20 protein-coding genes, 1 tRNA gene and 1 pseudogene are annotated in these 23840 nt (G+C 72.8%); 12 read left to right on the top strand and 10 right to left on the bottom strand.

Features of this window, described 5'->3' with window-relative positions; translation table 11 throughout:
• The 4 genes and pseudogenes from Y09_RS16320 to Y09_RS17020 form a co-directional block, all read right to left on the bottom strand.
• Nucleotides 1-966 (bottom strand): IS30 family transposase (locus Y09_RS16320; protein ID WP_255351709.1); only part of this gene is annotated, 966 nt, incomplete at its 3' end.
• Nucleotides 967-1143: 177 nt separating this feature from the next.
• On the bottom strand, nt 1144-1983 hold the full coding sequence (locus Y09_RS17385) for a hypothetical protein (RefSeq protein WP_148639704.1): 840 nt from the start codon (nt 1981-1983) through the stop codon (nt 1144-1146).
• A 13-nt stretch (nt 1984-1996) separates the two neighbouring features.
• Nucleotides 1997-2869, bottom strand: coding sequence for a hypothetical protein (locus tag Y09_RS16315; protein ID WP_053918925.1), 873 nt, complete (start codon nt 2867-2869; stop codon nt 1997-1999).
• Between the two features lie 133 nt (nt 2870-3002).
• Nucleotides 3003-3867 (bottom strand): annotated as a pseudogene (locus tag Y09_RS17020) (IS5 family transposase).
• A 250-nt stretch (nt 3868-4117) separates the two neighbouring features.
• On the opposite strand from Y09_RS17020, the gene Y09_RS17740 reads away from it, so the two are divergent.
• Together Y09_RS17740 and Y09_RS17735 are read left to right on the top strand one after the other, a co-directional pair.
• Nucleotides 4118-4471 carry an N-terminal phage integrase SAM-like domain-containing protein gene (locus tag Y09_RS17740; protein WP_200716852.1) on the top strand — a complete coding sequence of 118 codons (354 nt, stop codon included), beginning with the start codon at nt 4118-4120 and terminating at the stop codon, nt 4469-4471.
• Complete coding sequence (locus Y09_RS17735) at nt 4468-5211, top strand: site-specific integrase (protein WP_053918922.1); 744 nt, start codon at nt 4468-4470, stop codon at nt 5209-5211. Before Y09_RS17740 ends, Y09_RS17735 begins: the two co-directional genes overlap by 4 nt.
• A gap of 13 nt (nt 5212-5224) precedes the next feature.
• Here Y09_RS17735 and Y09_RS16290 read toward each other — a convergent pair.
• A tRNA-Arg gene (locus tag Y09_RS16290) sits at nt 5225-5300 on the bottom strand.
• A gap of 77 nt (nt 5301-5377) precedes the next feature.
• Here Y09_RS16290 and Y09_RS16285 point away from each other — a divergent pair.
• Both Y09_RS16285 and Y09_RS18195 read left to right on the top strand, forming a co-directional pair.
• Complete coding sequence (locus Y09_RS16285) at nt 5378-6811, top strand: nitrilase-related carbon-nitrogen hydrolase (RefSeq protein ID WP_053918921.1); 1434 nt, start codon at nt 5378-5380, stop codon at nt 6809-6811.
• A 116-nt stretch (nt 6812-6927) separates the two neighbouring features.
• Nucleotides 6928-7533, top strand: coding sequence for a copper resistance CopC family protein (locus Y09_RS18195; protein WP_053918920.1), 606 nt, complete (start codon nt 6928-6930; stop codon nt 7531-7533).
• A gap of 157 nt (nt 7534-7690) precedes the next feature.
• On the opposite strand, the gene Y09_RS16275 is transcribed toward Y09_RS18195, so the two are convergent.
• Entirely contained in the window at nt 7691-7888 is a 198-nt protein-coding gene (locus Y09_RS16275; RefSeq protein ID WP_053918928.1) for an antitoxin, read from the bottom strand.
• A 170-nt stretch (nt 7889-8058) separates the two neighbouring features.
• On the opposite strand from Y09_RS16275, the gene Y09_RS16270 reads away from it, so the two are divergent.
• The 4 genes from Y09_RS16270 (at nt 8059) to proC (ending at nt 14884) form a co-directional block, all read left to right on the top strand.
• The gene (locus Y09_RS16270) at nt 8059-8919 is read left to right on the top strand and encodes a DeoR/GlpR family DNA-binding transcription regulator (protein ID WP_082358935.1); all 861 of its coding nucleotides are present in this window, start codon (nt 8059-8061) and stop codon (nt 8917-8919) included.
• A gap of 69 nt (nt 8920-8988) precedes the next feature.
• Nucleotides 8989-13617, top strand: coding sequence for a DUF4011 domain-containing protein (locus Y09_RS16265; protein ID WP_053918918.1), 4629 nt, complete (start codon nt 8989-8991; stop codon nt 13615-13617).
• On the top strand, nt 13614-13880 hold the full coding sequence (locus Y09_RS16260; RefSeq protein ID WP_053918917.1) for a hypothetical protein: 267 nt from the start codon (nt 13614-13616) through the stop codon (nt 13878-13880). The genes Y09_RS16265 and Y09_RS16260 overlap by 4 nt, the downstream gene beginning before the upstream one ends.
• Before the next feature lie 164 nt (nt 13881-14044).
• Nucleotides 14045-14884, top strand: coding sequence for a pyrroline-5-carboxylate reductase (gene proC / locus Y09_RS16255; RefSeq protein ID WP_053918916.1), 840 nt, complete (start codon nt 14045-14047; stop codon nt 14882-14884).
• Nucleotides 14885-15363: 479 nt separating this feature from the next.
• Here the strand turns inward: proC and Y09_RS16250 are convergent, their stop codons facing one another.
• Together Y09_RS16250 and Y09_RS16245 are read right to left on the bottom strand one after the other, a co-directional pair.
• The gene (locus Y09_RS16250) at nt 15364-16029 is read right to left on the bottom strand and encodes a TrkA family potassium uptake protein (RefSeq protein WP_053918915.1); all 666 of its coding nucleotides are present in this window, start codon (nt 16027-16029) and stop codon (nt 15364-15366) included.
• Between the two features lie 75 nt (nt 16030-16104).
• Nucleotides 16105-17520 (bottom strand): TrkH family potassium uptake protein, encoded by a 1416-nt coding sequence (locus tag Y09_RS16245; RefSeq protein ID WP_053918914.1) that lies wholly within the window; start codon nt 17518-17520, stop codon nt 16105-16107.
• 101 nt (nt 17521-17621) lie between these two features.
• Here Y09_RS16245 and Y09_RS16240 point away from each other — a divergent pair, with 101 nt between their 5' ends.
• From Y09_RS16240 to Y09_RS17010, 4 genes are all read left to right on the top strand, one after another.
• Entirely contained in the window at nt 17622-18881 is a 1260-nt protein-coding gene (locus Y09_RS16240) for an acetoin utilization protein AcuC (RefSeq protein ID WP_053918913.1), read from the top strand.
• Between the two features lie 145 nt (nt 18882-19026).
• The gene (locus tag Y09_RS16235) at nt 19027-20793 is read left to right on the top strand and encodes a dynamin family protein (RefSeq protein WP_053918912.1); all 1767 of its coding nucleotides are present in this window, start codon (nt 19027-19029) and stop codon (nt 20791-20793) included.
• Complete coding sequence (locus Y09_RS16230; protein WP_053918911.1) at nt 20790-22466, top strand: dynamin family protein; 1677 nt, start codon at nt 20790-20792, stop codon at nt 22464-22466. Before Y09_RS16235 ends, Y09_RS16230 begins: the two co-directional genes overlap by 4 nt.
• 153 nt (nt 22467-22619) lie before the next feature.
• On the top strand, nt 22620-22718 hold the full coding sequence (locus Y09_RS17010; RefSeq protein WP_019174583.1) for a 30S ribosomal protein bS22: 99 nt from the start codon (nt 22620-22622) through the stop codon (nt 22716-22718).
• A 155-nt stretch (nt 22719-22873) separates the two neighbouring features.
• Here Y09_RS17010 and Y09_RS16225 read toward each other — a convergent pair whose 3' ends face one another.
• A complete protein-coding gene (locus Y09_RS16225; RefSeq protein WP_053918910.1) occupies nt 22874-23179 on the bottom strand; it encodes a glutaredoxin family protein in 306 nt (101 codons plus the stop codon).
• 117 nt (nt 23180-23296) lie between these two features.
• Entirely contained in the window at nt 23297-23827 is a 531-nt protein-coding gene (locus tag Y09_RS16220; RefSeq protein WP_053918909.1) for a YceI family protein, read from the bottom strand.
• Nucleotides 23828-23840: the final 13 nt, after the last annotated feature.

The following is a 23840-nucleotide window of genomic DNA, read 5'->3' as shown; positions in this document are numbered from 1 at the left end:
GGTCAGGAAGCCGAGTCGGCGGCGGGGGCGGTTGTTGATCTCCTCCGCGATGGTGGTGAGGTAGGGCTGGTGATCGGGGATCTCGGTGCCCTTGGGGAGGTACTCGCGGTAGAGCCGGTTGGTGTTCTCGTTGCTGGGTCGTTGCCAGGGCGAGTGGGGGTCGGCGAAGTAGACCGGCATCTGCGTGGCCAGGGAGACCTTCACGTGCTGCGCCGTCTCGCTGCCCTGGTCCCAGGCCAGCGACGCCTTCATCATCTCGGGCAGGGCGTTGAAGTACTCGATGACCGCGTCCGCGGTCGGTTCGGCGTGTTTGGAGGGCAGGGCCAGCAGCCCGGTGAACCCGCTCATCCGCTCCACCAGCGTCGCTGCGCACGAGGTGCCGTTCTTCCCGATGATCAGGTCGCCCTCCCAGTGCCCTGGCACGCGCCGCTCGGCGGCGTCCTCGCCCCGCTCCGCGATCGGGACCATGCCCACGATCGGGCCGCCCCTCGTCCGGCCTGTCGTGCGGGGTCGGCGCTTGGTCCGCTTGGACTGCAAGAAGATGCCCCGCCGGGCGAGCTCGCCCTTGGGGAGCGCGTAGATGTACTGGTAGATCGCTTCGCCGGAGACGGTCTGGCCGCGTGCGTCGGGAGAGTTCGCCATGCGTTCAACGGTCGGGTCTGCGGCCTCCAGGCGCAAGCGGCCCGCGATCTCGTTCGGCGTCCAGGACGCGGCGAGGTCCGCGTCCACCCTGGCCTGCAGCACCGGGTCCTTGGCAACCTTCCGCTGCTGCGGACGGGCCCGGCGACGCTGCGCTCTCACGTCCGCGGTCACGGCCTGGTAGCCGCGGGTCTTCGTCGAGTTCCGGTGGAGTTCCCTGGAGATCACCGAGGGACATCGCCCCAGGTGACGAGCGATCCTCCGCACGGACCAGCCCGCTTTCGACGCTGTCGAGATCTCCGATCTGTCACTGAACGTCAGCCCCACTCGCGCCACCCGTGCACCTCACCGATCAGACCCCCGCCGACCGGGAGTGTTGCCTCGACGCTATGACACCGCCTAGCAAGTCCACACCGTCAGCTGGATGACTGCAAAGGTCAGCAATCCCATCGCGTCGCTGCCAGGAAGAACGCCAGGTAGGGAGTCCATGACTCGCTTCGAGTACTAGTTTCCGTCAACGGGTCTGGGCAGAATAGCTAGATAGTTTGGACTCTCCAGCGTCACCCACGGGGTGTCGTTCTTCGTCTCTCCGAAGATTCCTTCCACGATGAAGTCGAATGAGTTTCTGCCGCCTTGAGCGAGATCGGCGAACGTCTCTACGTGCGCTCGATCGAGGACTTCCTCAATGTGTACCTCCGGAATCCGCACGGCAGGGAGGTTCTCATCCCAGAGTCCACTGTTGATCCACCCATGTGGCGCCCGGGCGATCGGCCCCCAGATGATGCGTCGGTGATTGGAATGGACGTAGTCGGAGATGTGGGTGCAGGCCTGACGAACGGTGCTCTGGGTGCCGTCCGACAAGGTCAACGGCATAGTCGACGTTCTAAATGTTGGATCGTCTCGCAGGCGACGCAGGAGCGGGCGGAGACCGATCGAACTAGCGTGCGTGTGGCGGTTCCCTCTCCGAGGATCATGCCTACGGCCCTGCTGCATGGCCGTGCCTTGATCGGAATCAATGATCGCGGTCCTGGTGATGCTGGCGCTATCGAGTCGGAGCACGAGCTCGGTGACGTCGTTCCAGATCGCTTCGTCCTCCCTCTTTTCGGCCTCGAGGACGGTGCGCTTCGTTTCCGGGGACTTCTCTGCGCAGGTCGCGACATGGTCGTTGGAGTAGAAAAGCGCTGGCCTGCCATCGACGCTCTGGGAGCGGAAGTGGACCGCTGCTGCGCACGTACGGTCGGGGCAGGACAGGCGTCCGCGATAGCTTGCCCGCTCTTCAGGACTGAACCGCGCGAGCGTGGCGGCGCTGATCTCAGATTGGCCGTCTACACGGGCTGTCTGCATCGGAGCTCCTCGGTCAGGGATTGTGCGTGTCAGGGGTGGGCGGAAGGATCACGTAGGCGTTTCGGATCCACGCTCGCATCTCAGAAGCGAGGGAATCTTTGAGGGCCTCTCGGAACGGGCCGTTGAGGAGGGGCCAGATACAGTGCTTGACGACCGCCGGGTGCCGGTCCGGATCGGGGCAGATGATCGCGCCTATCAAACGGACATACTTCATGGCCGCCTCCTCACCGATCGACTTGATCGTTGCGACAACGGCCTTGAGTGCTTTCTTGATGAGTGTGCCCATCCAGTCGTACTTATCGATCTCGAAGGCTCGGGCCACGCTCGTGCGCTGCCGGTAGATGTCCGTGACCGCGGCCGTGTCGGTTCGCGAGTCGGACGTGGCCTCGCGTAGGAGCTGCATGGTGCGATCCGTGAGAACGTCGATAGATTCCTTCGCGGCGTCGCCGACCTCGTCGTAAGCGCGACAGATGGCTGCGATCACGACGCACCAGAGGTGCCGACTTTTCTTGCTACTCGGGCCTCCGTTGGAGAGGCGCTTCTCGAACTCGTCGGCGATGTCGTCTGAGATCTCTTTCGCGAGTAGTTCTACGGCATCGATTTCCCCCTCGTCCTTCACCTGGTCGATGAGGGTGGAAACCAGTTCCGTGATGATGCCGGTAAGCGCGGGCCGACGTTCTGCGGCGGTGTTGGTGACCGTGCTCTGCTTGGCCGCAGGCGAAGCGTGCTGCCACCGTCGAGGCTCAGTCCATTGCTTCGCCTTCTCGCGGGTAGCTTCAGATGTCGTACGGAGGCCTGCGATGAGGACGCCGCCATGACGGGCGCCGCCGCAGGGGCACTTGCAGGTGTAGCTGGTGGCGGTCTCGCAACTCGGGGGGTGGCTCATTGCTCTCACGGCTCCTTCGCTGTTGAGCGAGATGATACCCAGGCCAGATCCAGCATTCCGACCGCTTACCGCTCATGCGCGCTACTGCGCACCCGCCAGGTTCGCCGGACGAGTGCTCAACTGGGACGTGTTGCTAAATCCATTGCAGAGCGGCGGAGAGGCAGATCCCTGCCGCGTATGACCGGGCGGTCTTGTCGTAGCGGGAAGCGAGTCCGCGCCACTGCTTCACGAAGTTGAAGCACCGCTCGACGACGTTGCGGCCCTTGTAGCGCTCCCGTTGGTCATCGCCGAAGTCGATCGGACGGCCCGGCCGCTTGCGACGGTGCGCGATCTGGTCGTCGCGTTCGGGGATCGTGGCCTTGACGCCGCGCTCGCGCAGCCAGGCCCGGTTCTTCTTCGACGGGTAGCCCTTGTCCGCGAGCACCCGGTCCGGTCTCGTGCGCGCGGGCCCTCGGCCGGGGATGTGGATCTCGTCGAGTACGCAGGTGAACATGCTCGTGTCTGCGACCTGCCCGCCAGTGAGGACGAACGCCAGCGCCCGGGCCTTCCCGTCGCAGACGAGATGGATCTTCGTCGTCAAACCACCCCGTGACCGGCCGATCGCGTGGTCAGGAGGCTCTGACCCGGACTTCTTGTAGTTCGACGGATCCCCCTGTGACCCGGGGCAAGGTCGCGCCATGCTGATGGACACGCGCGATCGAGGAATCCACCGACACGACCCAGTCGATCTCGCCAGCGAGCGACGCCCGCTTCTGCACGTGGGTGAGCAGGTCCTCCCAGACGCCGTCGCTCGCCCACCGGCGGAAGTTCTTGTAGATCGTGTTCCAGCTCCCGAACCGATCGGGGAGGTCTCGCCCCGCCGATCCCGTGCGGAACCGCCACGCGGTCGCCTCGACCACTGTGCGCCGATCCACCGGAGGACGGCCCCGTGTCCTCGCCGGCGGGAACACGTCCCGGATCAGATCCCAGACCTCGTCCGTGATGACATCTCGCGACACGACTCAAGAATCACCCGAAGGCTCCACACCCACATTTAGCAACACGGCCTAGTTGAGGAGCGCCTCGACGATGGCGCAGCGGAGGAATAGGCGCGCGGGGGTAGAAGACCTCTGGCGGAAGGCTGACGGCACCCCATCCGCGCGTGACGGTCGCGGGATGCGGTGGCGGGCACGCTACGTCGACGCTCAGGCGCGAGAGCACACTAAGGCGTTCGCCCGGAAGGTCGACGCCCAGCAATGGGTAGACGGGGTGACGACCTCTGTCGGCACCGGAACGTACGTGGACCCGAAGCGGTCCGCTGTCACCGTCGCGACGATCGCTGAAGCGTGGATGGAGACGCCTTCCTGGGCTGAATCGACCCGCGCCCGGAACCGTTCGATCCTCGAGTCTCACGTGCTGCCGCGCTGGGGAGCGGTGCGGCTCGTCGACGTGCAGCACGAGGACGTGCAGGCGTGGGTGAATGGCCTCCGAAAGGCGGGCATGGCCGGCGGGACGGTCAGGAAGACCCACGGGGCACTGAACGGCGTTCTGAAGCTCGCACTGAAGGGGAAGCGGCTCGCGCTGAACCCGCGGCCGAGGTCGAGTTGCCTCGACAGGCGATGAAGCGCCGCCGCTACCTCTCCGGCCTCGAGGTAGAGGGGCTGCTCGAGGCAGCCGGCGAGCGCGCACCCATCATCCACGTCCTCGCGTTCTGCGGGCTCCGATTCGGGGAGCTCGCGGCCCTGCGGGTCGGGCGGGTCGACCTCGGGCGTCGACGCTTCCGGATCGAGGAGTCCGTGACCGAGGTGAACGGAAAGCTGGTGTGGTCGGACCCGAAGGACCATCAGCGGCGCACGGTGCCGTTCCCGGAGTTCCTCGACGGTGTGCTCGCGGAGGCGGTAGCTGACAGGGGGCGGGATGCTCTGCTGTTCCCTGCCCCGGGTGGTGGGGCGCTCCGTGTGCGGAACGTCCGCCGGGACTGGTTCGACGCCGCTGCGGTGCGAGCAGGGCTGAGCGGGCTCACGCCCCACGAACTTCGCCACACCGCCGCGTCCCTGGCGGTGTCTGCGGGCGCGTCGGTCCTTGCCCTTCAGCGGATGCTCGGCCATGACAAGCCGTCGACGACTCTGGACGTGTACTCGGACCTGTTCGATGAGGATCTTGACACGGTTGCTGATCGGCTCGCTGCCAGGCGTGCCGACGCGGCCGCTGACTATCTGCGGAGGTCGGGGGAGCTGCGGGAGGGCCGGCGGCGGACGGCTGCGGTGCTGGCTGCGTACCGGGACCAGCTGGAATATGCTGCGTACCCGCTGCGTACCGGAGGGGATGGATCGACAAGCGGCGATCACTCAGCGGCGGCCTGACCTGCACTTACGATGGTGCCCCCGGCAGGATTCGAACCTGCGACACCCGCTTTAGGAGAGCGGTGCTCTATCCCCTGAGCTACGGAGGCGCTCCGGTCCGGTCGGGGGATGAATCCCCATGACCGAAGGCCTGGGCCATCGTAGCCTCCCATGGCAGGATCGCTCCATGTCGACCGCATCGCACGAGACCGCCGCCACCGTCGCCGCCGTGATCCTGGCCGGGGGAGCGGCCTCGCGCCTGGGCGGCACCGACAAGACCCGCCTGCCCATCGCGGGCGCGAGCGTGCTCGAGCGTGTGCTGCGGGCCGCCCCCGTCGGCCGCCGCATCGTCGTGGGCCCGAGCGGGGCCGACGGCGGCGACCTCGCCGCCCGCCACGGCGCCCGCTTCGTGCTCGAGGACCCGCCGCGCTCCGGGCCGCTGGCCGCGCTCGCCCGCGGCGTCGCCGAGATCTCCGAGGCGCCCGACGAGGCGACCGTGCTGGTCCTCGGCGGGGACATGCCGCTGCTGCGCCCCGAGACGCTCCGCGCCCTCGCCGCCCGCAGCGCCGAGACCGGCCGCGTCGTCGCCCTCGAGTCGAAGGACGGGCATGTGCAGTTCCTCGGTGCCGCCTGGCCGCTCGGCCGGATCCGCGCCGCGCTCTCCGAGATCGAGCACGACGGCGGCGGCTGGGCGGACCTCAGCCTGCGCCGCCTCTACGGCACCCTCGGCGAGGGCGAGCTCGTGAGCCTGCCCGTCACCGGCTCCGAGGCCGCCGACATCGACACCCCCGATGCCCTGGACCAGGTGCGCCGCGCCGCCGGCCCCCGCATCGCCCTCGCCCAGATCGAGGTGCCCACCGATTATGAGTCGATGGTCGCCGTGGTCCGTGGCGCCGTCGCCGAGGCCGCCCAGGAGGGCGCCCACCTCGTGCTCCTGCCCGAGGCGACCCTCACCCCCTTCGGCGCCGACCTGCGCGCCGCCGCCGAGACCCACCACGAGGACTTCGCCCGTCTGCTCCAGGAGCTCGCCGATGAGCACTCCCTCGTCGTGGTCGCCGGCTCCTTCAGCCCCGCGGACGACGGCCGCGTCCACAACACCGTCCTCGTTCGCGGCCCCGGCGGCACCCCCTCGCTCGAGTACCGCAAGATCCACCTCTTCGACGCCTTCGACGCCGACGAGTCCGCCACCGTCGCCCCCGGGCAGGAGCTGGTCACCTTCGACCTCGCCGGCACCCGCTTCGGCCTCGCCACCTGCTACGACATGCGCTTCCCGGAACAGTTCACGGCGCTCGCCCGCCGCGGCGCGCACGCGATCCTGCTGCCGACGGCCTGGGCCGAGGGTCCCGGCAAGCGCGAGCAGCTCCAGCTGCTGCTGCGCGCGCGGGCGCTGGACTCGACCTCGGTGATCCTCGCCGCCGACCAGTCCCCGCCCGCCGGCTACGCGGGCAGGGCCCCGCGCGGCATCGGCCGCTCCGCCGCCGTCGGCCCGCTGGGCCGGATCCGCCAGGAGCTCGGGCTCGAACCCGGACTGCTGATGGTCGACCTGGACCTCGCCGAGGTCGAGACGGCGCGCGCGACCCTGCCCGTGCTGCGCCACGCGGTGCCGCTGCCCGAGCGCTGAGCCCGCGGCGAGCACGACCGGGGCACGGCACCGCCGGGCGTCCGGTGCGGCGGGCCCGCCTGTCGGCGTGACGTGGGGAACAGGCCCGCCCCGACCCTCTCGCGTACCCTGCCGGGGTGAACACCCTGCTCAGCCGCCATGCCTCCGTTCGCCCCGCCGCCCTCGCAGCGCTCTTCGCCGCCCTGCTCGCCGCGCTCCTCGCGCTCGGCGCGCCCGCGCAGGCGCATGACACGCTGCTCGAGTCGGATCCGGCCGACGGCGCGACGCTGGAGACCTCGCCCGAGGCGATCACCCTCACCTTCTCGGCCGACATCCTCGACGTGAGCCCGCTGGTGCGGATCACCGACGAGAACGGCGAGCAGCTGGCCGAGATCACTCCGAGCATCGACGGACCCGTCGCCACCGCGACCCTCGAGGAGCCGCTGCCCGCGGGGACCAGCACCGTCCAGTGGCGCGTCGTCTCCAGCGACGGCCACCCCATCGAGGGCACCTTCGAGGTGACCGTCGAGCAGGACGCCGCCGCGGAGGAGACCACCGAGGCGCCCGCCGAGGAGAGCGCCCCCGCCGAGACCACCGCCCCCGCGGAGGAGGGCGAGCAGGCCACGGCCGAGGCCGCCGAGGAGGAGAGCGGCTCCTCCATGACCCCGCTGCTCATCGTGTTCGGCGTCGTCGTGGTCGGCGCGGTCGTCGCGGTGCTGCTGATCATGCGCCGCCGCGACTGACACCCGCCCGCTCGACCGCGCGGTTCTGCGCGCTCGGCCCCACACCGCCGGCCCACCGGCCCCGCGCCCCGGCCCGTCGGCCGTGGACCGGCCCCGGACACGGAAGAACCCCCGAGGCATGCCTCGGGGGTTCTTCGCTGCTCAGGGGGGCGGGGACTCAGTTGTCCTTGTTGTCGTCCCCGCCGAGTCCGAGTCGGTCGCGGGCGGCGTCCGCGCCCTTGTCGACGTGACCGTCGACGTTGTCCGGAGCGCGATCCTTGACCTGCTCGGTCGCACCGTCGAGGCCCTTCTCGACCTTGTCCGGGTTGTCGTTGGCGAAGCCCTTGGCCTTGTTCAGCGCGTCATCGAAGCCCATGATCATGTCCTTTCGCTCGCGGAACCACCCCGTGACCGGGGCGACATCGCCAACCTACGACGCCCCGCCGCCGTGCCTCAAACGTGACCCGACGATCCGACGGGATCTGGTCGATTCTGCGCGCGACAGGCGCTATCGGGCGCAAAGCGCGCAATACTGTCTGCGTGAACATGCGTGAAACCGGGCCCCGCCCCTCCGCTTCGACCCCCTCGAGCCCGTCCCAGGCGCCGCATCGCGCCGCGAGGGGACGCAGCGCCCGCTGGGACCACGTGCTCTCGCTGCTGACCACCACCAAGCGCCTCAGCGTCGCCGAGGTCGCCGCCGACCTCGAGGTCAGCGAGTCCACGGTGCGACGCGACTTCATGGAGATGGAGCGGGCCCAGCTCGCCCGGCGCACCCACGGCGGGATCGTCGCGGTCGACGTCGCCTACTCCCTCGCCAGCGTCCCGCGCGCGGCCGACGAGGGCTCCGCCCAGCGCGAGCGGGTCGCGGACCGCGCCGCCTCCCTCGTCGAGCCCGGGCAGATCATCGGCTTCAACGGAGGGCGCACCACCACCTCCGCCGCCCGCCGGGCCGTCTCCCGCTCAGACCTCGACTCCCGCGACGGGACGCCGGGCCTGACCGTGGTCTGCGCGGCGCTGAACATCGCCACCGAGGCCGTGCTGCGCCCCTCCGTGCGCACCGTCGTGCTCGGCGGCGTCGCCGAGCCCTACTCCTTCGAGCTCACCGGCCCCCTCGCCACCGCCACCATGCGCGACCTGTGGCTGGACACGATGTTCGTCGGCACCGTCGGACTCGACCTCGGTGCGGGCCTGACCTGCAACTCCGACGCCGAGGCGGGCGTCACCCGGATCATGATCGGCCACTCCCGCCGCGTCGTCGGCCTCGCCACCGCCGACAAGATCGGCCACCGCGCGCTCGCCGGGATCTGCCCCGTCTCCGTGCTCACCGACCTGATCATCGCCGGCCCCGTCCCCGAGGACCTCCGCGCCCATCTGCAGGAGAGCTCGGTGCGCCTGCACGAGGTGTGAGCAGGTCGGGCGTCCCACGGCGGCACGCCTGCGCGGACGCCCGCCGGGCTCCCGGTAGCGTGGGCTCCCATGTGGAGTTTCCTGCGCGGGAAGAAGCGACCGGAGAGCACGGACCAGGAGGCGCCGTCGCGCGACGACGCCCTGTCGGCCCTCGCCCGGGAGCGTCGCGGCGAGCGGTCCGGGGACCAGCAGGAGGCCCCCGCGAGCCCCGACCCGGCACCTGCCGCCCCGCAGCTCGAGGAACCCCCGGCCGAGCCTGCGCGGACCGGCGGCTACGAGGTCGTGCTCGACCACCGCTTCGACGAGGTCGGAGCCGGGATCGCGCCCGAGCAGGACGAGGACGGCGTGCCCGTGGTCCGCCGCGAGCACCGACCGCTCAGCCGCGAGGACCGCGTCGCCGACGCCCTGGACCGCTGGGCCCAGCAGATCACCGGCGGCGTCACCGCCCCCTCCTTCCTCACCCAGATCCGTGCCGGCGGCACGGTCCTGGACCTCACCCACTCCCATCCCTCCGGCCTCGCGCAGCTCCTCGCCGGCCGCGGCCCCACGCGCCTGTCCTCCCTGGTCCGCGAGGTCGGGGCGCTCGCCGACGCCCGCGCCCACGCCCGCACCATCCGCGAGGTCGCCGAGCGGCACGCGGAGGAGGTGGGCCTGACCACCTGCCACCTCGGGATCGGCGAGGCGATCTGGTACCCCGAGGACGGCTCCGAGCCGATCCACGCCCCCGTGCTCGTGCGCCCCGTGACCCTGCGCCTGCGCGGCAACGCCCGCGAGGACGTCGACCTCGAGGTCGACGCGACCGCGGACCTCAACCCCGTCCTGCTGCGCGCCCTGCGCGAGGCCGGCGTCGCCGTCGACGCCCGCGCGCTGCTGGCCACGACCGACGGCGCGCACGGCTTCGACCCCAACCCCGTCCTGGACGCCTTCCGCTCCCTCGGCCAGCCGCTGACCGGCTTCCGCGTCCTGCACGCCCTCGTCGTCGGGAACATGATGGACGCCGCCGGCTCCGTCGCCGAGGACCTCGCCGAGGCGCGCGAGGACTGGGCCGCCTCGCCGCTGGTCGCCGCGCTCGCCGGCGACGAGACCGCCCGCACCGAGGTGCAGGACGCGGAGGGGACCGAGCTCCCCTCGGTGCCCGAGGACGAGCTGGTCGCCGCCGTCGACCCCGGCCACCGCGCCGTGCTCGAACGTGTCCTGGCCGGCGGGGACCTCGCCGTGCCCACCCCGCCCGGCACCACCAGCCTCGACCTCGTGGTCGACCTCGCCGAGGAGCTCAACGCCCGCGGCAGGAGCGTCCTGATCGTCTCCCAGCGCCGCCGCAACCTCTCACAGCTCGTCGAGATCGCCCGCCGCCGCGGCCTCGACGAGCTCGTCTTCGACCTCTCCCCGGACCCGTCCTTGCAGCGCAACGCCTCCGCCTCGCTGCTGCGCAGCCTGCGCCGCGCCGGCTCCCACGGACTCGGTCCGGACGACGCCGCCCCCGAGGAGCTCGGCGCCAGCCGCGACATCCTCGTCGGCCACGTCGAGGCGATGCACCGGATCCAGGAGCCGTGGGACGCCTCCGCCCACGACGCGATCTCCGCGCTCGCGGCGCTGACCCGCCTCCACCCCGCCCCCCGCACCTCCGTGCGCCTGCCCGGCTCCGTGGCCGCGCAGATGGTGGGGGAGGACCGCGACCGCTACACCGAAGCGCTGCGCGAGGCGGCCGAGGTGGGCGTTCTCTCCACCGGTCCCGAGCAGACCGCCTGGTACGGCGCGCCGATCAGCTCCGACACCCAGGCGTCGCGGGCCGAGGAGCTCGTGGACCAGCTCCGGGACGAGATCCTGCCGCAGCTGCGCCGCGCCGGTGCCCGCGCCGGCGGGGAGCTGGGCCTGCGCGAGCCCGCGACCCTCGTCCAGCTCGGAGAGCGCCTCGCCCTGCTGGACCGGGTGCAGGCGCTGCTGGGCACCTTCCAGTCCGCCGTGTTCGCCGCCCCGCTGCCCGATCTCGTCGCCGCCACCGCCGACAAGCGCTGGCGCGAGGAGCGCGGCGTGGAGATGGGCTTCGGCGCCCGTCGGCGGCTGAAGAAGGAGGCCGCCGCGCTGCAGCGCCCCGCCGCCCTGTCCCCGGACCTGCACCGCGACCTCGGCGAGGCCCGTGACGTGGTCGAGGAGTGGCGCCGCCACGCCGCCGAGGCGGAGGGGAGCCCCTCGCGGCCGTCCCTGCCCGAGGACCTCGAGCAGATCCACCGCATCGCCGCCCGCTCCCAGAAGGTGCTCGACGAGCTCGCCGTGCTCCTGGACGGCACCGGAGCCGGCGCCGACCTCGCCCGCACCGACCTCGACGAGCTCGAGCGCCGCGTCGAGGCCCTCGCCGCGGACCGCGCCGACCTCGAGACCCTCCCGCGGCGCACCGAGCTGCTGCGCCGACTCGGCTTCGACGGCCTCGGCGAGCTCGTCGAGGACCTCCGTGCCCGCCGCGTCCCGATCGACCAGGTCGGCGCCGAGCTGGAGCTGGCCTGGTGGCGCAGCGTCCTCGAGCTGATCGCCGGCGCCGAGCCGACGATCTCCCAGTACGACGGCACCTCCCTCTCCCAGGTCGCCGAGCGGTTCCGCCGCCTGGACTCCGCCTATCTCGCCGACGCCTCCGCCCGCGTGCACGCCGCGGCCGACGAGACGAGGGTGGCGACGATGAAGCTCTACCCGGACACCTCCCGCGCCGCGATCGCCGAGCTCGCCCGCTCCTCGACCGTGTCCATCCGCGACCTCGCCGCGAAGTACGAGGACATCCTCTTCGCGGCCCGCCCCGCCTGGCTCGCCTCCCCGTACCTGGTCCCGCAGGTCATCCCGCGGGGACGCCACTTCGACGTGCTGATCGTCGCCGACGGCGGGCGCCTGCCCACCGCCGCGGCGCTGCCGTCGATCGTCCGGGCGTCGCAGACCGTCGTCGTCGGCGATGTGCTCGAGTACGGCGGGGACTCGGTCCCGAGCCTCCTCGACGACATGCTGCGCATCGCCCCGCACCAGGAGATCCTGCGCGATCCCCATCCCGCGACCGAGGGGCTGCGCGGCTTCGCCCAGCGCCGCGCCCTGGTGGGCGAGGTCGTGGCCGTGCCGAGCCCCGTCGCCCCCGAGCAGGACCGCCTGGTCGCCGTCGAGAACGGCCGCGGCCCCGTCACCGAGGGGACGGAGTACGTCGAGTCCACCGAGGCGGAGCTGCGCCGTGTCACCGATCTCGTGATCGAGCACGCCCGCACCCGCCCCGAGCGGTCCCTGGCCGTGCTCACCTTCACCGAGGAGCACGCCCGGCGCCTGATGGAGCGGATCATGAACACCGTCTCCGTCATCCCGGCGCTGCGCGACTACTTCGACCCCGGCGCCCGCGAGGTGTTCACCGTGCTGCCCGCCGCGCAGGCCACCTCCGTGCTGCGCGACGACATCATCGTCTCGATCGGCTTCGGGAAGACCCCGCACGGCCGGCTGCTGCACCGCTTCGGACCGCTGTCCGAGGAGAGCGGCCGCAAGGCCCTCGCCACCGTCATCACCCGCGCCCGCGGCCGCACCACCGTGGTCTCCTCGCTCGCCGTGCAGGACCTCGACCACGCCCGGCTGCGCTCCGACGGCGCCCGCGACCTGCGCGCCCTGCTCTGGGTGCTGCAGGGCGGGCACGACGTCCCCGTCGTCCCCCACGTCGCCGCGCTCACCGGCAGCGACGAGGAGATCGCTCCGCCCGCCCCCGAGCTGCCGCGCGCCGCACCCGCTCCGAACGGGAGCGAGGGCCCCGTGCAGGAGGGCCGCGGCGGCGCCGCACCGGAGCCTGCCGCTCCCGCGGAGCCGGCGCACGCGCAGGAGCTCTCCGACGAGGACCTCGACGCCGCGATCGAGGCGGCGCTGGCCCGCAAGTCCGCCGCCTCCCCGCAGAGCGCGGACCCCGAGACCGACGGCGCCGGGACCGGTCAGGAGACGGAGCAGCCGGCAGCGGAGTCCGACGACGCCGCCCGGGCCACCGCCGGTGGCGCTGCCGGCTCCGACGCCCCCGCGGGCGTCGATGCGCCGTCCGACGTCGACGAGCCCGCCCCCGCGCAGCCCGAGCCGGAGGCCGAGCGAGCCCCGCGCGAGCTCGAGACCGACGCCCTCGTCCAGGACCTCGCTGATCGCCTGCGCCGGCTCGGCCTGCTGGTCGAGCGGGACTTCGGCCTCTCCGCGGACCGGATCGAGCTCGCGCTCGGCCATCCGGCCATGCCCGGCCGACTGCTGCTGGCCGTGGACACCGACGGCTCCCACTACGTCGACACCCCCAGCCAGCGCGAGCGCGACCGGCTGCGGGCCGAGCGCCTCGAGGCCGCCGGTTGGGCGACCGAGCGCGTGTGGTCCTGGGCCCTGTTCATCGACCCCGACGGCGAGGCAGAGCGGATCCGTCGCGCCCTGGACCGGGCGCTGCGCCTGGTCCAGGCGGAGGAGAGCTCCGACTCGCCCTCCGGCGTCGGCACGATCCGCCATCGTCTGCCCCGCCCGCAGATCCCCGCCGGTCATCCGCTGAGCTTCTACTCCAGCGACGACTTCGACGCGGTGGTGGAGTACATCTGCTCCGACGGCCGCGCCCGGCTCGAGGAGCACCTGGCCACCGAGGTGCGCAGCTTCCTCGGCTTCGAGCAGCGCTCCGTGCTGCTGGACGTCTCCGTCTCCAGCGCGATCCGCCGCTACCAGGAGCGGCAGTGAGCACCGGCTCCGCGGCCGACGGGGGAGCGTCGGCCCGTGGGAGAGCGGCGAGGCCCGTCCGCCGGGTCGTCGTCTCCTCCGTGACCGGCAAGCCGATCGACTGGGAGGTGAAGGACGCGTCCGCCCCCGCCGCCTCCCGCGGCGAGGAGCCGAAGGTGCTCCCGGACCGCCTCGCCGAGGACGCCCCCGAGCCCGGGGCCGACGAGTCCAACGACGCCCGCCTCAGCGGCGACGTGCCCCCGCACTGGGGGCGCGGCCGCTGATCGGACGGGGAGCGCGCCACGGCTCGCCGCGCCCCGGACCGCCCCGGCGACGGCTTCCCGTGCCCGGGCGCGGGGTCCGTCACTCGCCGCTCCGTCCGGTGCCGGGACCGGGCGCCCGCCGGGACGGCCCCCGCGGTCCGACGCCTGCGCCGTACCCTGGCGGCATGACTGACACGAGCACCGACAGCCTCGACCTCTCCGCCGTCCGCGTCGCCCTGATCGGGGCCGGGAACATGGGCGGACCCGTCGGCCGCACCATGCTCGACGCCGGGGTGCGTCCCGAGAACCTGCGGATCGCGAACTCGGGCCCGGCCAGCAGCGAGCGCGCCGCGGAGGAGCTCGGCGCGACCGCCGCCGCCTCCCGCGCCGAGGCGATCGAGGGCGCCGACGTCGTCGTCCTCGGCGTGAAGCCCTACCAGATCCTCGACCTCGTCGCCGAGCTGCGGGACGACCTCCCCGGCGGCGCCGTGGTGCTCTCCCTCGCCGCCGGCACCACCCTCGCGCAGATCCAGGACGCGCTCCCGTCGGGCACCGCCGTCGCCCGTGCCATGCCGAACACCCCCATCTCGGTGGGGGAGGGGGCCGTGGGCCTCATGCGCGGCGAGGCCGTCTCCGACGAGCAGCATGCGCTGCTGCACGCCCTGTTCTCGAGCGCCGGCGTGGCCGTGGACATCACCGAGGAGCAGGTCCACGCCTTCATCGGCACCGCCGGCTCGATGCCCGCCTTCGTGTTCACGATCATCGAGGCGATGACCGACGAGGCAGTGCGGCTCGGTCTGAAGCGCGACCTCGCCGCCTCCCTCGTGCAGCAGACGGTGCGCGGCGCCGCGACCATGCTCACCGAGAGCGGCACCCACCCGGCCGTCGCGAAGAACGCGGTCTCCAGCCCCGGCGGCACCACCGTGCAGGGCCTCGCCGCCCTCGAGCGGGAGGGCGTGCGCGCCGGCGTCGCCGCCGCGATGGCCGCCGCGGCCGACTCCTCCCGCGCGATGAGCAAGGGCTGATCGACGTGCTGCGAGCTTGCGAGCGGTAGGAGATCAGCAGGGAGGGCGCTGGCTGATCGACGTGCTGCGAGCTTGCGAGCGGTAGGAGATCAGCAGGGAGGGCGCTGGCTGAGCTCCGACCGTCGCGCACGGCCGCCTGTGGGGAGGGGCGGGACCGGGTGCTGTGGGGAGGACTGTGGTGGACAGGCTCCTGGCGACACGCTGTGGCACATATGCCGCAGCGTGTCACCGACGTCCCGTCGGCACCGGTCACCGTTGCCCCCTCCGGCCGCGACACTGTCAGCTGGTCAGCTGCTGGCGCGTGGCGTACCGCTACGCCGATAGAGGCATAGAGGCACGCCACGCGCCGGCACCTGACCACACCCCGCCACGCCAGGCCCGGAGCGGACCTGCCACGGCCGTTCCGGCCCCGGAAGCACAGGCCCAGGCCCGGGAGAGCCGGTGCTCGCCCTGGTCGGCGCGCATGGTGTCCGCGGCGCTCAGGCGCGCTGGGAGAACTTCTCGATCTGGCCCGGGCGGCCGGAGACGATCAGCAGGTCGTGCGCGGCGACCACCGTCTCCGGCACCGCATAGGTGAAGTCCTTGCCCGGTGACTTCACGCCCACCACGGTCACGCCGAAGCGCTTGCGGATGTCGGAGTCGGCGAGGGTCATGCCCTGCACCTCGCGCGGCGGGCGCATCTTCACGATCGCGAAGTCGTCGTCGAACTCGATGAAGTCCATGAGGCGGCCGTTGACCAGGTGCGCGACCCGCTTGCCGGCATCGGCCTCGGGGTAGACGACGTGGTGGGCGCCGATGCGCTGCAGGATCCGGCCGTGGGCGGGCGAGATCGCCTTCGCCCAGATCACGGGCTTGCCGAGGTCCACCAGGTTCGTCGCGATCAGCACGCTGGACTCGATCGAGGTGCCCACGCCCACCACCGCGATGCGGAAGTCTCCGGCGCCGACCTGCTCGAGCACCTCGGGCTGGGTCGCATCGGCCCGCACCACGTGGGTGAGCTGGCCGGAGTACGTCTGGACGAGGTCCGGATCGGTGTCGATCGCGAGCACCTGCGTGCCGAGCTTCTCGAGGGTCAGGGCGATCGCGGCGCCGAAGCGGCCCAGGCCGATCACGAGGACGCCCTCGTCGCGGGCGGTGCGGGGCATGTCGGCTCCTTCGGGTCGGGCGCGGTCGGGGATCGGGTCGGGGCCGGCTCAGTCTAGGCCGGTCCCCGTCGGGGCTCAGCCCACGATCGGCCGCTCTTCGGGGTACTGGATCATCCGCACCCGGGAGCGGACGGCGAGGGCGGCGCCCAGGGTCATCGGCCCGAGTCGTCCCACGTACATGCACAGCGCGAGAACGGCCTTCGCCTCGGTGGGCAGCGACGGGGTGATCCCGGTGGACAGCCCCACGGTGCCGAAGGCGGACAGCGACTCGAAGAGCACCTGGTCCAGCGAGTACGGGGTCATCCGCAACAGCACGAAGGTCGCCGCGAACACGATCGTGGCGCTCATGACGAGCACCCCGATGGCCTGGCGGATCGTGTCGTGGGGGATGCGCCGGCCGAACACCTCGACGTCGGGGTTGCCCCGGATCTCCGCCCAGATCGACAGCATCAGCAGCGCGAAGGTGGTCACGCGGATGCCGCCCGCGGTGGAGCCGGAGCCGCCGCCGATGAACATCAGCAGGTCCGTCAGCAGGCGCGACTCGGTGGTCAGCTGGCCCACGTCCAGCGTCGCGAAGCCGCCTGATCGCGGCATGATCGCGGCGAACCCGGCGGCGAGCACCTTCGTGCCCACGTCCTGGTTGCCCAGGGTGGCGGGGTTGGACCACTCCATCGTGAGATAGCCGCCGAACCCGACCACCAGCAGCAGCGCCGTCGTGGTGAGGGTCAGCTTCGCGTGGACGCTCCACCTCCGCGGGGTGCGCAGCTTCCGCACCACCACCAGGATCACGGGGAAGCCGAGGGAGCCGACCAGCACGGCGAGACCGATCGGGATCGAGAAGAACGGGTCGCCGAGGTACTGCGCGGTGCCCGCGGCCTCGGGCACGAAGCCCGCGTTGTTGAAGGCGCTGATCGCGTAGAACAGGCCCAGGAACAGCGATTCCCCGACCCCGTGCTCGGTGATGAACATGTACGGGGTCAGGGCCACGAAGGTCGCGATCTCGAAGGCGGTGGAGGTGATGAGGATGATCCGCAGCACCCCGCCCACCTCGGCGAGCCGCTCGGCGCGGGTCTCCTGCGCGGTGATCACCCGCTGGGCGAGACCGAGCCGGTGCATCACCGAGATGCTCAGCAGGGAGGCGACGGTCATCAGCCCCAGGCCGCCGAGCTTCACCGCGACCATGATCACGGTCAGGCCGAAGGTCGACCAGTGGGTGCCGGTGTCGACGGTGACGAGCCCGGTCACGCAGATCGCGGAGACGGCGGTGAACAGTGCGTCGATGAGGTCGGTGCCCTGACCGTCGCGCGTCGCTATCGGCAGCGAGAGGAGCGCCGTGAACACGCCGATCAGCAGGGTGAACACGCCGAGCGCGATCCGGGCCGGGGTCGCCTTGGCCAGCGACCTGGCGTGATCGCGCAGGCCCTGCCCGCGGGCGCGCGGGGCAGGGCCGGACAGCCGTCGGCGGGTGGGCCGGGTACCCCGTTCGGTCATCGCATCCCTCGTGCTCGTGGCGACCGGCGGTCGCGTCCGCGGCAGTCTAGACCCGTCCCGCGCGAACACCCGTCCCTCGCGATCCTCGGTACGCTCACCCCATGCCCGCCGACGTGCCCGCCCCTGCCCAGGTCCCCGCCCCCGACGGCGTCGGGATCGTCTGGGACGACGCCCTGTGCGAGTACGACTTCGGGCTGTACCACCCGATGGCCCCGATCCGCCTCACGCTCACCCGGATCCTCGCGGGCGCGGCCAGGGTGCTGGACCGCGAGTGCGTGCGGACCCTGCCTGCACCCGTCGCGAGCGACGAGGAGCTCGGGGCTGTCCACGACCCCGCGCTGGTCGAGGCGGTGCGGCGGGCGTCGACCGGCTTCGAGGGGCTGACCGCCGAGGACCTCGACGAGCTGATCTCCTTCGGCATCGGCGGCGACGACGTCCCGCCCTTCCCCGGCATGCACACTGCCTCCGCCCGCATCGCCGGCGGCTCCCTCGCCGCGGTCGACGCGATCCTCGCCGGCCACGTGCGCAGCGCGGTCAACGTCGCCGGCGGTATGCACCACGCCAAGCCCGGCAGCGTCTCCGGCTTCTGCGTCTACAACGACGCCGCCCTCGCGGTGCGCCGGGCACTGGACGCGGGCGAGGGGCGGGTGATGTACGTCGACGTCGACGTCCACCACGGCGACGGCGTCGAACGCGCGCTGTGGGACGAGCCGCGCGCCGTGACCCTCTCGCTCCACGAGACGGGGGAGAGGCTCTTCCCCGGCACCGGCTTCGTCCAGGACACCGGCGGACCCTCCGCGCAGGGCACCGCGATCAACGTCCCGCTCCCGCCCCGCACCACCGCCGACGGCTGGGTGCGGGCGATCCGTGCGACCGTCCCCGCCCTGGTCCGGGCGGTGAGGCCCACGCTGCTGGTCACCCAGCACGGCGCCGACACCCACCGCAGCGACCCGCTGGCGGACTTCTCCGTCACCCTCGAGGCGCAGCGCGAGGTGATGATGCTGATGAAGGAGCTGGCCGACGAGGTGTGCGGCGGGCGCTGGCTCGCCCTCGGCGGCGGCGGGTACGCGGTGATCGATGTGGTCCCGCGCTCCTGGACCCACCTGCTCGCGGTCGCGACGGGCGAGCCGATCGACCCGACCGCCCTGCTGCCGCAGGAGTTCCTCGAGGCGGCCGACCGGGCCCGCGCCGAGCACGGCCTCTCCCCGGAGCCGTCGGTACGGCGCTTCGGCGACGACCGCCCCCTGGCCGTGCGCGACTGGGAGCACGGCTTCGACCCCGAGGACCCGCTCGACCGGGCGGTCCAAGCAGCGCGCCGCGGTGCCTTCCCCGTGTGGGGACTGGACCCCTTCCTGGACTGAGCGGTCCCGGGACGGGCAGGCCGATCCATCGGCCGGTCCTCGCCGGGACGACCCGCGATCAAGGGACGACGCTCCCGGCGACCTGCCACAATGACGTCCAGGTGCCCCGTGCCCGGGGCCCGCACCCGACCATCCCGGGGGAGCCATGACCGATCGGACCACCCAGGTGCTCGACACCTTCGCGGAGCACCTGCGCACGCTCACGCTGCCGCTGCCCGTCGAGGGCGCCGAGGCCGCCCGCACCGAGGCCCGCGCCGCCCTCTCCCAGCTCGCCGACCACGTCACCCCCCGCCTGGCCTCGCTCGACGCGCCGCTGCTGGTCGTGATCGGCGGCTCCACCGGCGCCGGCAAGTCCACGCTGGTCAACGCCCTGGTCGGCGCCCCGGTCAGCCGCTCCGGCGCGATCCGCCCCACCACGCGCCGGCCCGTGCTGCTGCACCACCCGGCCGACGAGCCCTGGTTCACCGGCACCCGCATCCTGCCCGGCCTCGCCCGCGTCCACGGCGGCGCGAGCCCCGGCGCCGCGGACGCCGAGGCGCCGGGGGCGCAGGACACGACCGGCGACGTGGACCCCGCGACCTCGCTGGCCCTCCACGCCGAGGAGCGGATCCCGCAGGGCCTCGCGCTGCTGGACGCCCCGGACATCGACTCGGTCGCGAAGGGCAACCGCGAGCTCGCCCGGCAGCTGCTGCGCGCCGCGGACCTGTGGCTGTTCGTCACCACCGCCAACCGCTACGCCGACGCCGTGCCCTGGGAGGTGCTGCGCACCGCCGCCGAGCGCGACGTGACCGTCGACGTGGTCATGAACCGCATCCCGGACCGCGAGGGCGTGGCCGAGGAGCTCGCCGCCGACCTCACCTCCATGCTCGAGCGGCAGGGCGTCGAGGTGGACCGCCTCTTCCTGGTCCCCGAGACCACGATCGACGACGACGGCATGCTCCCTCCCGAGGTGATCGCCGAGCTCGCCGCGCACTTCACCGCGCTCGCGGCCGACGGGGAGGGCAGGCGCCGCATCGCCCGGCGCACCCTCGCCGGCGCCGTCGACGGCCTCGCCGCCTCCGCCGGCGACATCGCCGGGCACGCCGCGCTCCAGGACGACGAGCGCCGGCGGCTGCGCGAGGAGGCCGTGGCCGCGTTCTCCGGCTCCCGGGAGCGGATCGACGCCGCCCTCGGCGACGGCTCCCTGCTGCGCGGCGAGGTGCTCGCCCGCTGGCAGGACGTGGTGGGGACCGGGGAGTTCTTCCGCGGCGTGGAGTCTTTCGTGACCCGCGCCCGGGACCGGCTCGGCCAGATGCTCTCGGGCCGCCCCGCGCCCGCGGTCGAGGCCGAGCAGGCGCTCGGCAGCGGGCTCGTGCACGTCGTCGTCGACGAGACGGCGCGCGGCGCCGAGCGGGCCGACGCCGCCTGGCGCGCGAGCGCCGCCGGACGCTCCCTCGCCGAGGGCCAGGACCTCACCCGGATCGACGAGGACTATCCCGAGCAGGTCCGCGCCGCGGTGCGCGCCTGGCAGGGCGACGTGCTCGAGCTGGTCCGTGCCGAGGGCGCCGACCGCCGCACGAAGGCGCGGGTGCTCTCCCTCGGGGTGAACGTCGTCGGCGTCGCGCTGATGGTGGTCGTCTTCGCCTCCACCGCCTTCATCCCCACCGGCCTCGAGGTCGGCGCCGGGGCCGCGACCGCCGTCGTCGGCCAGCGGCTGCTCGAGGCGATCTTCGGCGACGAGGCGGTCAGGCGCATGGCGAAGGCCGCCCGGGAGTCCCTCACCGGCCGGCTCGACGCCCTGGTCGCCGAGCGCTCCGCCCCCTTCCTCGACCGGCTCGACGCGCTCGGCGACGACGACGCCGCGGAGGAGCTCGAGGCCGACGCCGAGGCGCTCGCCGCCCTCGCCCGCGACATCCGGGAGGAGACCCGATGAGCCTCCGCCGCCCCCGCACCACCCCGCTGCACGAGCGGCTCGACGCCCTGGACCGGGCGCTCGCCGCGCTCGACGGGATCGCCCCCGGCGAGGCCCTGACCGGCACGGCCGAGCTGCTGGAGAGGATCGACCGCCGCCGCGCCCTCTCCGCCGAGCACACCGTGATCGGACTGTTCGGCGCGACCGGCTCCGGGAAGTCCTCCCTGCTGAACGCCCTGATCGGCAAGGACGTGGCCCGCGCGGCGGTGCGCCGCCCCACCACCTCCGCGCCGCTCGCCGCCGTGCTCGGCGACGCGGGCAGCGAGGCGCTGCTGGACTGGCTCGAGGTCGAGGAGCGCCACGCCCTGGACGAGGGCACGGCGCTGGCCCGGGCGGCCAGCAAGCCTGCCCGCGGCCGTCGTGCCCGCCGCACCGAGGCCGGGACTCCCGGCGTCGTGCTGCTGGACCTGCCGGACCTCGACTCGGTCGAGTCCGCCCACCGCGACATCGCCGAGCGCATGACCGGGATGGTCGACGTGATCGTGTGGGTCACCGACCCGCAGAAGTACGCCGACGCGCTGCTGCACCACGAATTCGTGCGCCCCTTCGCCGGCCACGACGCCGTCACCGTGCTGGTCCTGAACCAGGTGGACCGGCTCCGCGAGGCCGAGCGCGAGGGCGTGCTCGCCTCCCTCGCCGCGATCGCCCGCGCCGACGGGCTCGAGAGCGCGCCCGTCCTCGCCGCCTCCGCCGAGACCGGGGAGGGGATCGAGGAGCTGCGCGAGCACCTGCTCGGCATCGCCCGCAGCCGCGAGGCCGTGGTCGAGCGGCACCGGGCCGACGTGCGCGGAGCCGCCGCACGGCTGCGCGAGGCCGCGGATCCCACCGGCATGGCCGAGCGCTCGAGCCCCGCCGCGATCGACACCCTCGTCGAAGACCTCTCCCTCGCCGCCCGGGTCGAGCCCGTCGCCCGCGCCGTCGGCGGCTCCTACCGCCACCGGGCGGCGCGCCGCGTCGGCTGGCCGCCGCTGCGCTGGATCCGCTCCGTGCGCGCGGATCCCCTGGCCCGGCTCGGCATCGGCCGAGGTCGCGACGGGGAGGGCCTCGAGCGCACCTCCCTGCCCGCCCCGGACGCCGCGGCCTCCGCGCGCGCCTCCGGGGGCGTGCGCCGATTCGCCGACGACGCCTCGGCCGGCGGCAGCGATCCCTGGCGCGCCGCCGTCCGCGCCGCGGCCCGCTCCGAGGAGGAGGCGCTCCCGGACGCCCTGGACCAGGCGGTCGCGGAGGCGGACCTCCGCGCGGGGGAGACCTCCTGGTGGTGGCGGGTGCTGGACGTGCTGCAGTGGCTCGCGCTGCTGATCGGCGTGGTGGGCCTCGGCTGGCTGGGCCTGAACGCCGCGCTCGCCTTCCTCGGCGTGCCCCCGCCGCCCATGCCGATGGTCGAGGAGCTGTGGATCCCGATCCCGCTGCCCACGGTGATGCTGGTCCTCGCGATCGCGGCGGGGATCCTGCTGGGCGTCGCAGGCTCCGCGATCGCCGCGATGAGCGGTGCCTGGCACCGTCGTCGGGCGCGGCGACTGCTCACCGCCCGGGTGCGGGGGACCGCGCAGGATCTCGTCGTCGAGCCGGTCGACGAGACGCTGCACCAGGCACGGCAGGCTGCGAGCGATCTCGCACTCGCGCACGGTGAGTGAGGCGGCAGGACGGTGTAGAGTGGATCGTCGACCGTGGCGTCGGCCGGGCGTCGGCCCGGGAGACTGCTCAGCCTGCCCCGCACGCTGACCGGCCGCGCATCTGAGATCCGCAGCATCACACCGCAGGCTCGTCCTGCAGAACAGAGGCTACCTATGGGTTCTGTCGTCAAGAAGCGACGCAAGCGCATGTCCAAGAAGAAGCACCGCAAGCTGCTTCGCAAGACCCGTCACCAGCGCCGCAACAAGAAGTGAGCGACGCCTGACATGCGAGAGCCCCCGCCGCATGGCGGGGGCTCTCGCATGTCAGGCGCTGCCGGTCGGGCGGGCATGCGGCCGGTCCGGTGCGCGCCTCGGGAACGGGGCCCGTGGGCCGCGACCGCTCGGGCGCCGGTGCCCCGTCGCGATCCTCAGGCACGGCCGGTGAGGCGGCGCCACCAGGGGCGACGGCGCAGCGCGGTGCGCAGCTGCTCGGCATCGACCCGGTAGCGGGCGTGGACCTTCCCGTCCACGATGATCACCGGCACGTCGTGATCCCAGTCCTCGCGCAGGCGCTCGTCGGCGTCGATGTCCCGCGCCTCGACGGCGGTGCCGGCGCGATCGGCCTCGGCCCGCACCACCGGCAGCGCGTCGTCGCACAGATGGCAGCCCTCCCGCGTGAGGTAGAGGACGCGGGCGTCGGGATCGCTGGGGGAGGGGACGTGCTGCGAGGTCATGGGCGGCACCATATCGGGCGGAGGAGTGGACGGGCGACGGGGACTACGACGGGCCGCCCGCGAGCAGCGGACGGCCCGTCGGACCGGGCGGCGCGGGGCGCCGCGGAGATCAGGAGATCAGGCGGCGGTCGGCGCGGTGAACTCGGCCTCGATGGAGACCTTCACGGAGTCGGCGACCAGCACGCCACCGGCCTCGAGCGCGGCGTTCCAGGTCAGGCCGAACTCCTTGCGGGAGATGGTGGTCTCGCCGGTGAAGCCCGCGCGATAGATGCCGAAGGGATCGGTCGCGGCGCCCTCGTAGGTGAAGTCGAGCTCGACCGGCTTGGTGATGCCGTTGATGGTCAGCTCGCCGTGGAGGGTGTCGCCCTTGAGCTCGGTGGAGCGGAAGGTGATCGTCGGGTTGTTCTCGACGTCGAAGAAGTCGGCGCTCTTGAGGTGCGCGTCGCGGTCCGGGTTGGAGGTGGAGACCGACTCGGTCTTCAGGGTCGCGGTGAAGGCCAGGTCCTCGCCGCCCTCGGCGACGACGAGCTCGCCCTCGACATCGGTGAACTGGCCGCGGGCCTTCGAGATGCCGGCGTGGCGCACGGTGAACGCCGCGGAGGTGTGGGCGGGGTCGAGGGTCCAGGTGCCGGGGGTGAGGTCGCTCATGAGATGTCTCCTT

The organism is Brachybacterium sp. SW0106-09, assembly GCF_001293905.1.
In the GTDB taxonomy this organism is placed as follows: domain Bacteria; phylum Actinomycetota; class Actinomycetes; order Actinomycetales; family Dermabacteraceae; genus Brachybacterium; species Brachybacterium conglomeratum.
This window is presented reverse-complemented; position numbering and strand designations above follow the sequence as displayed.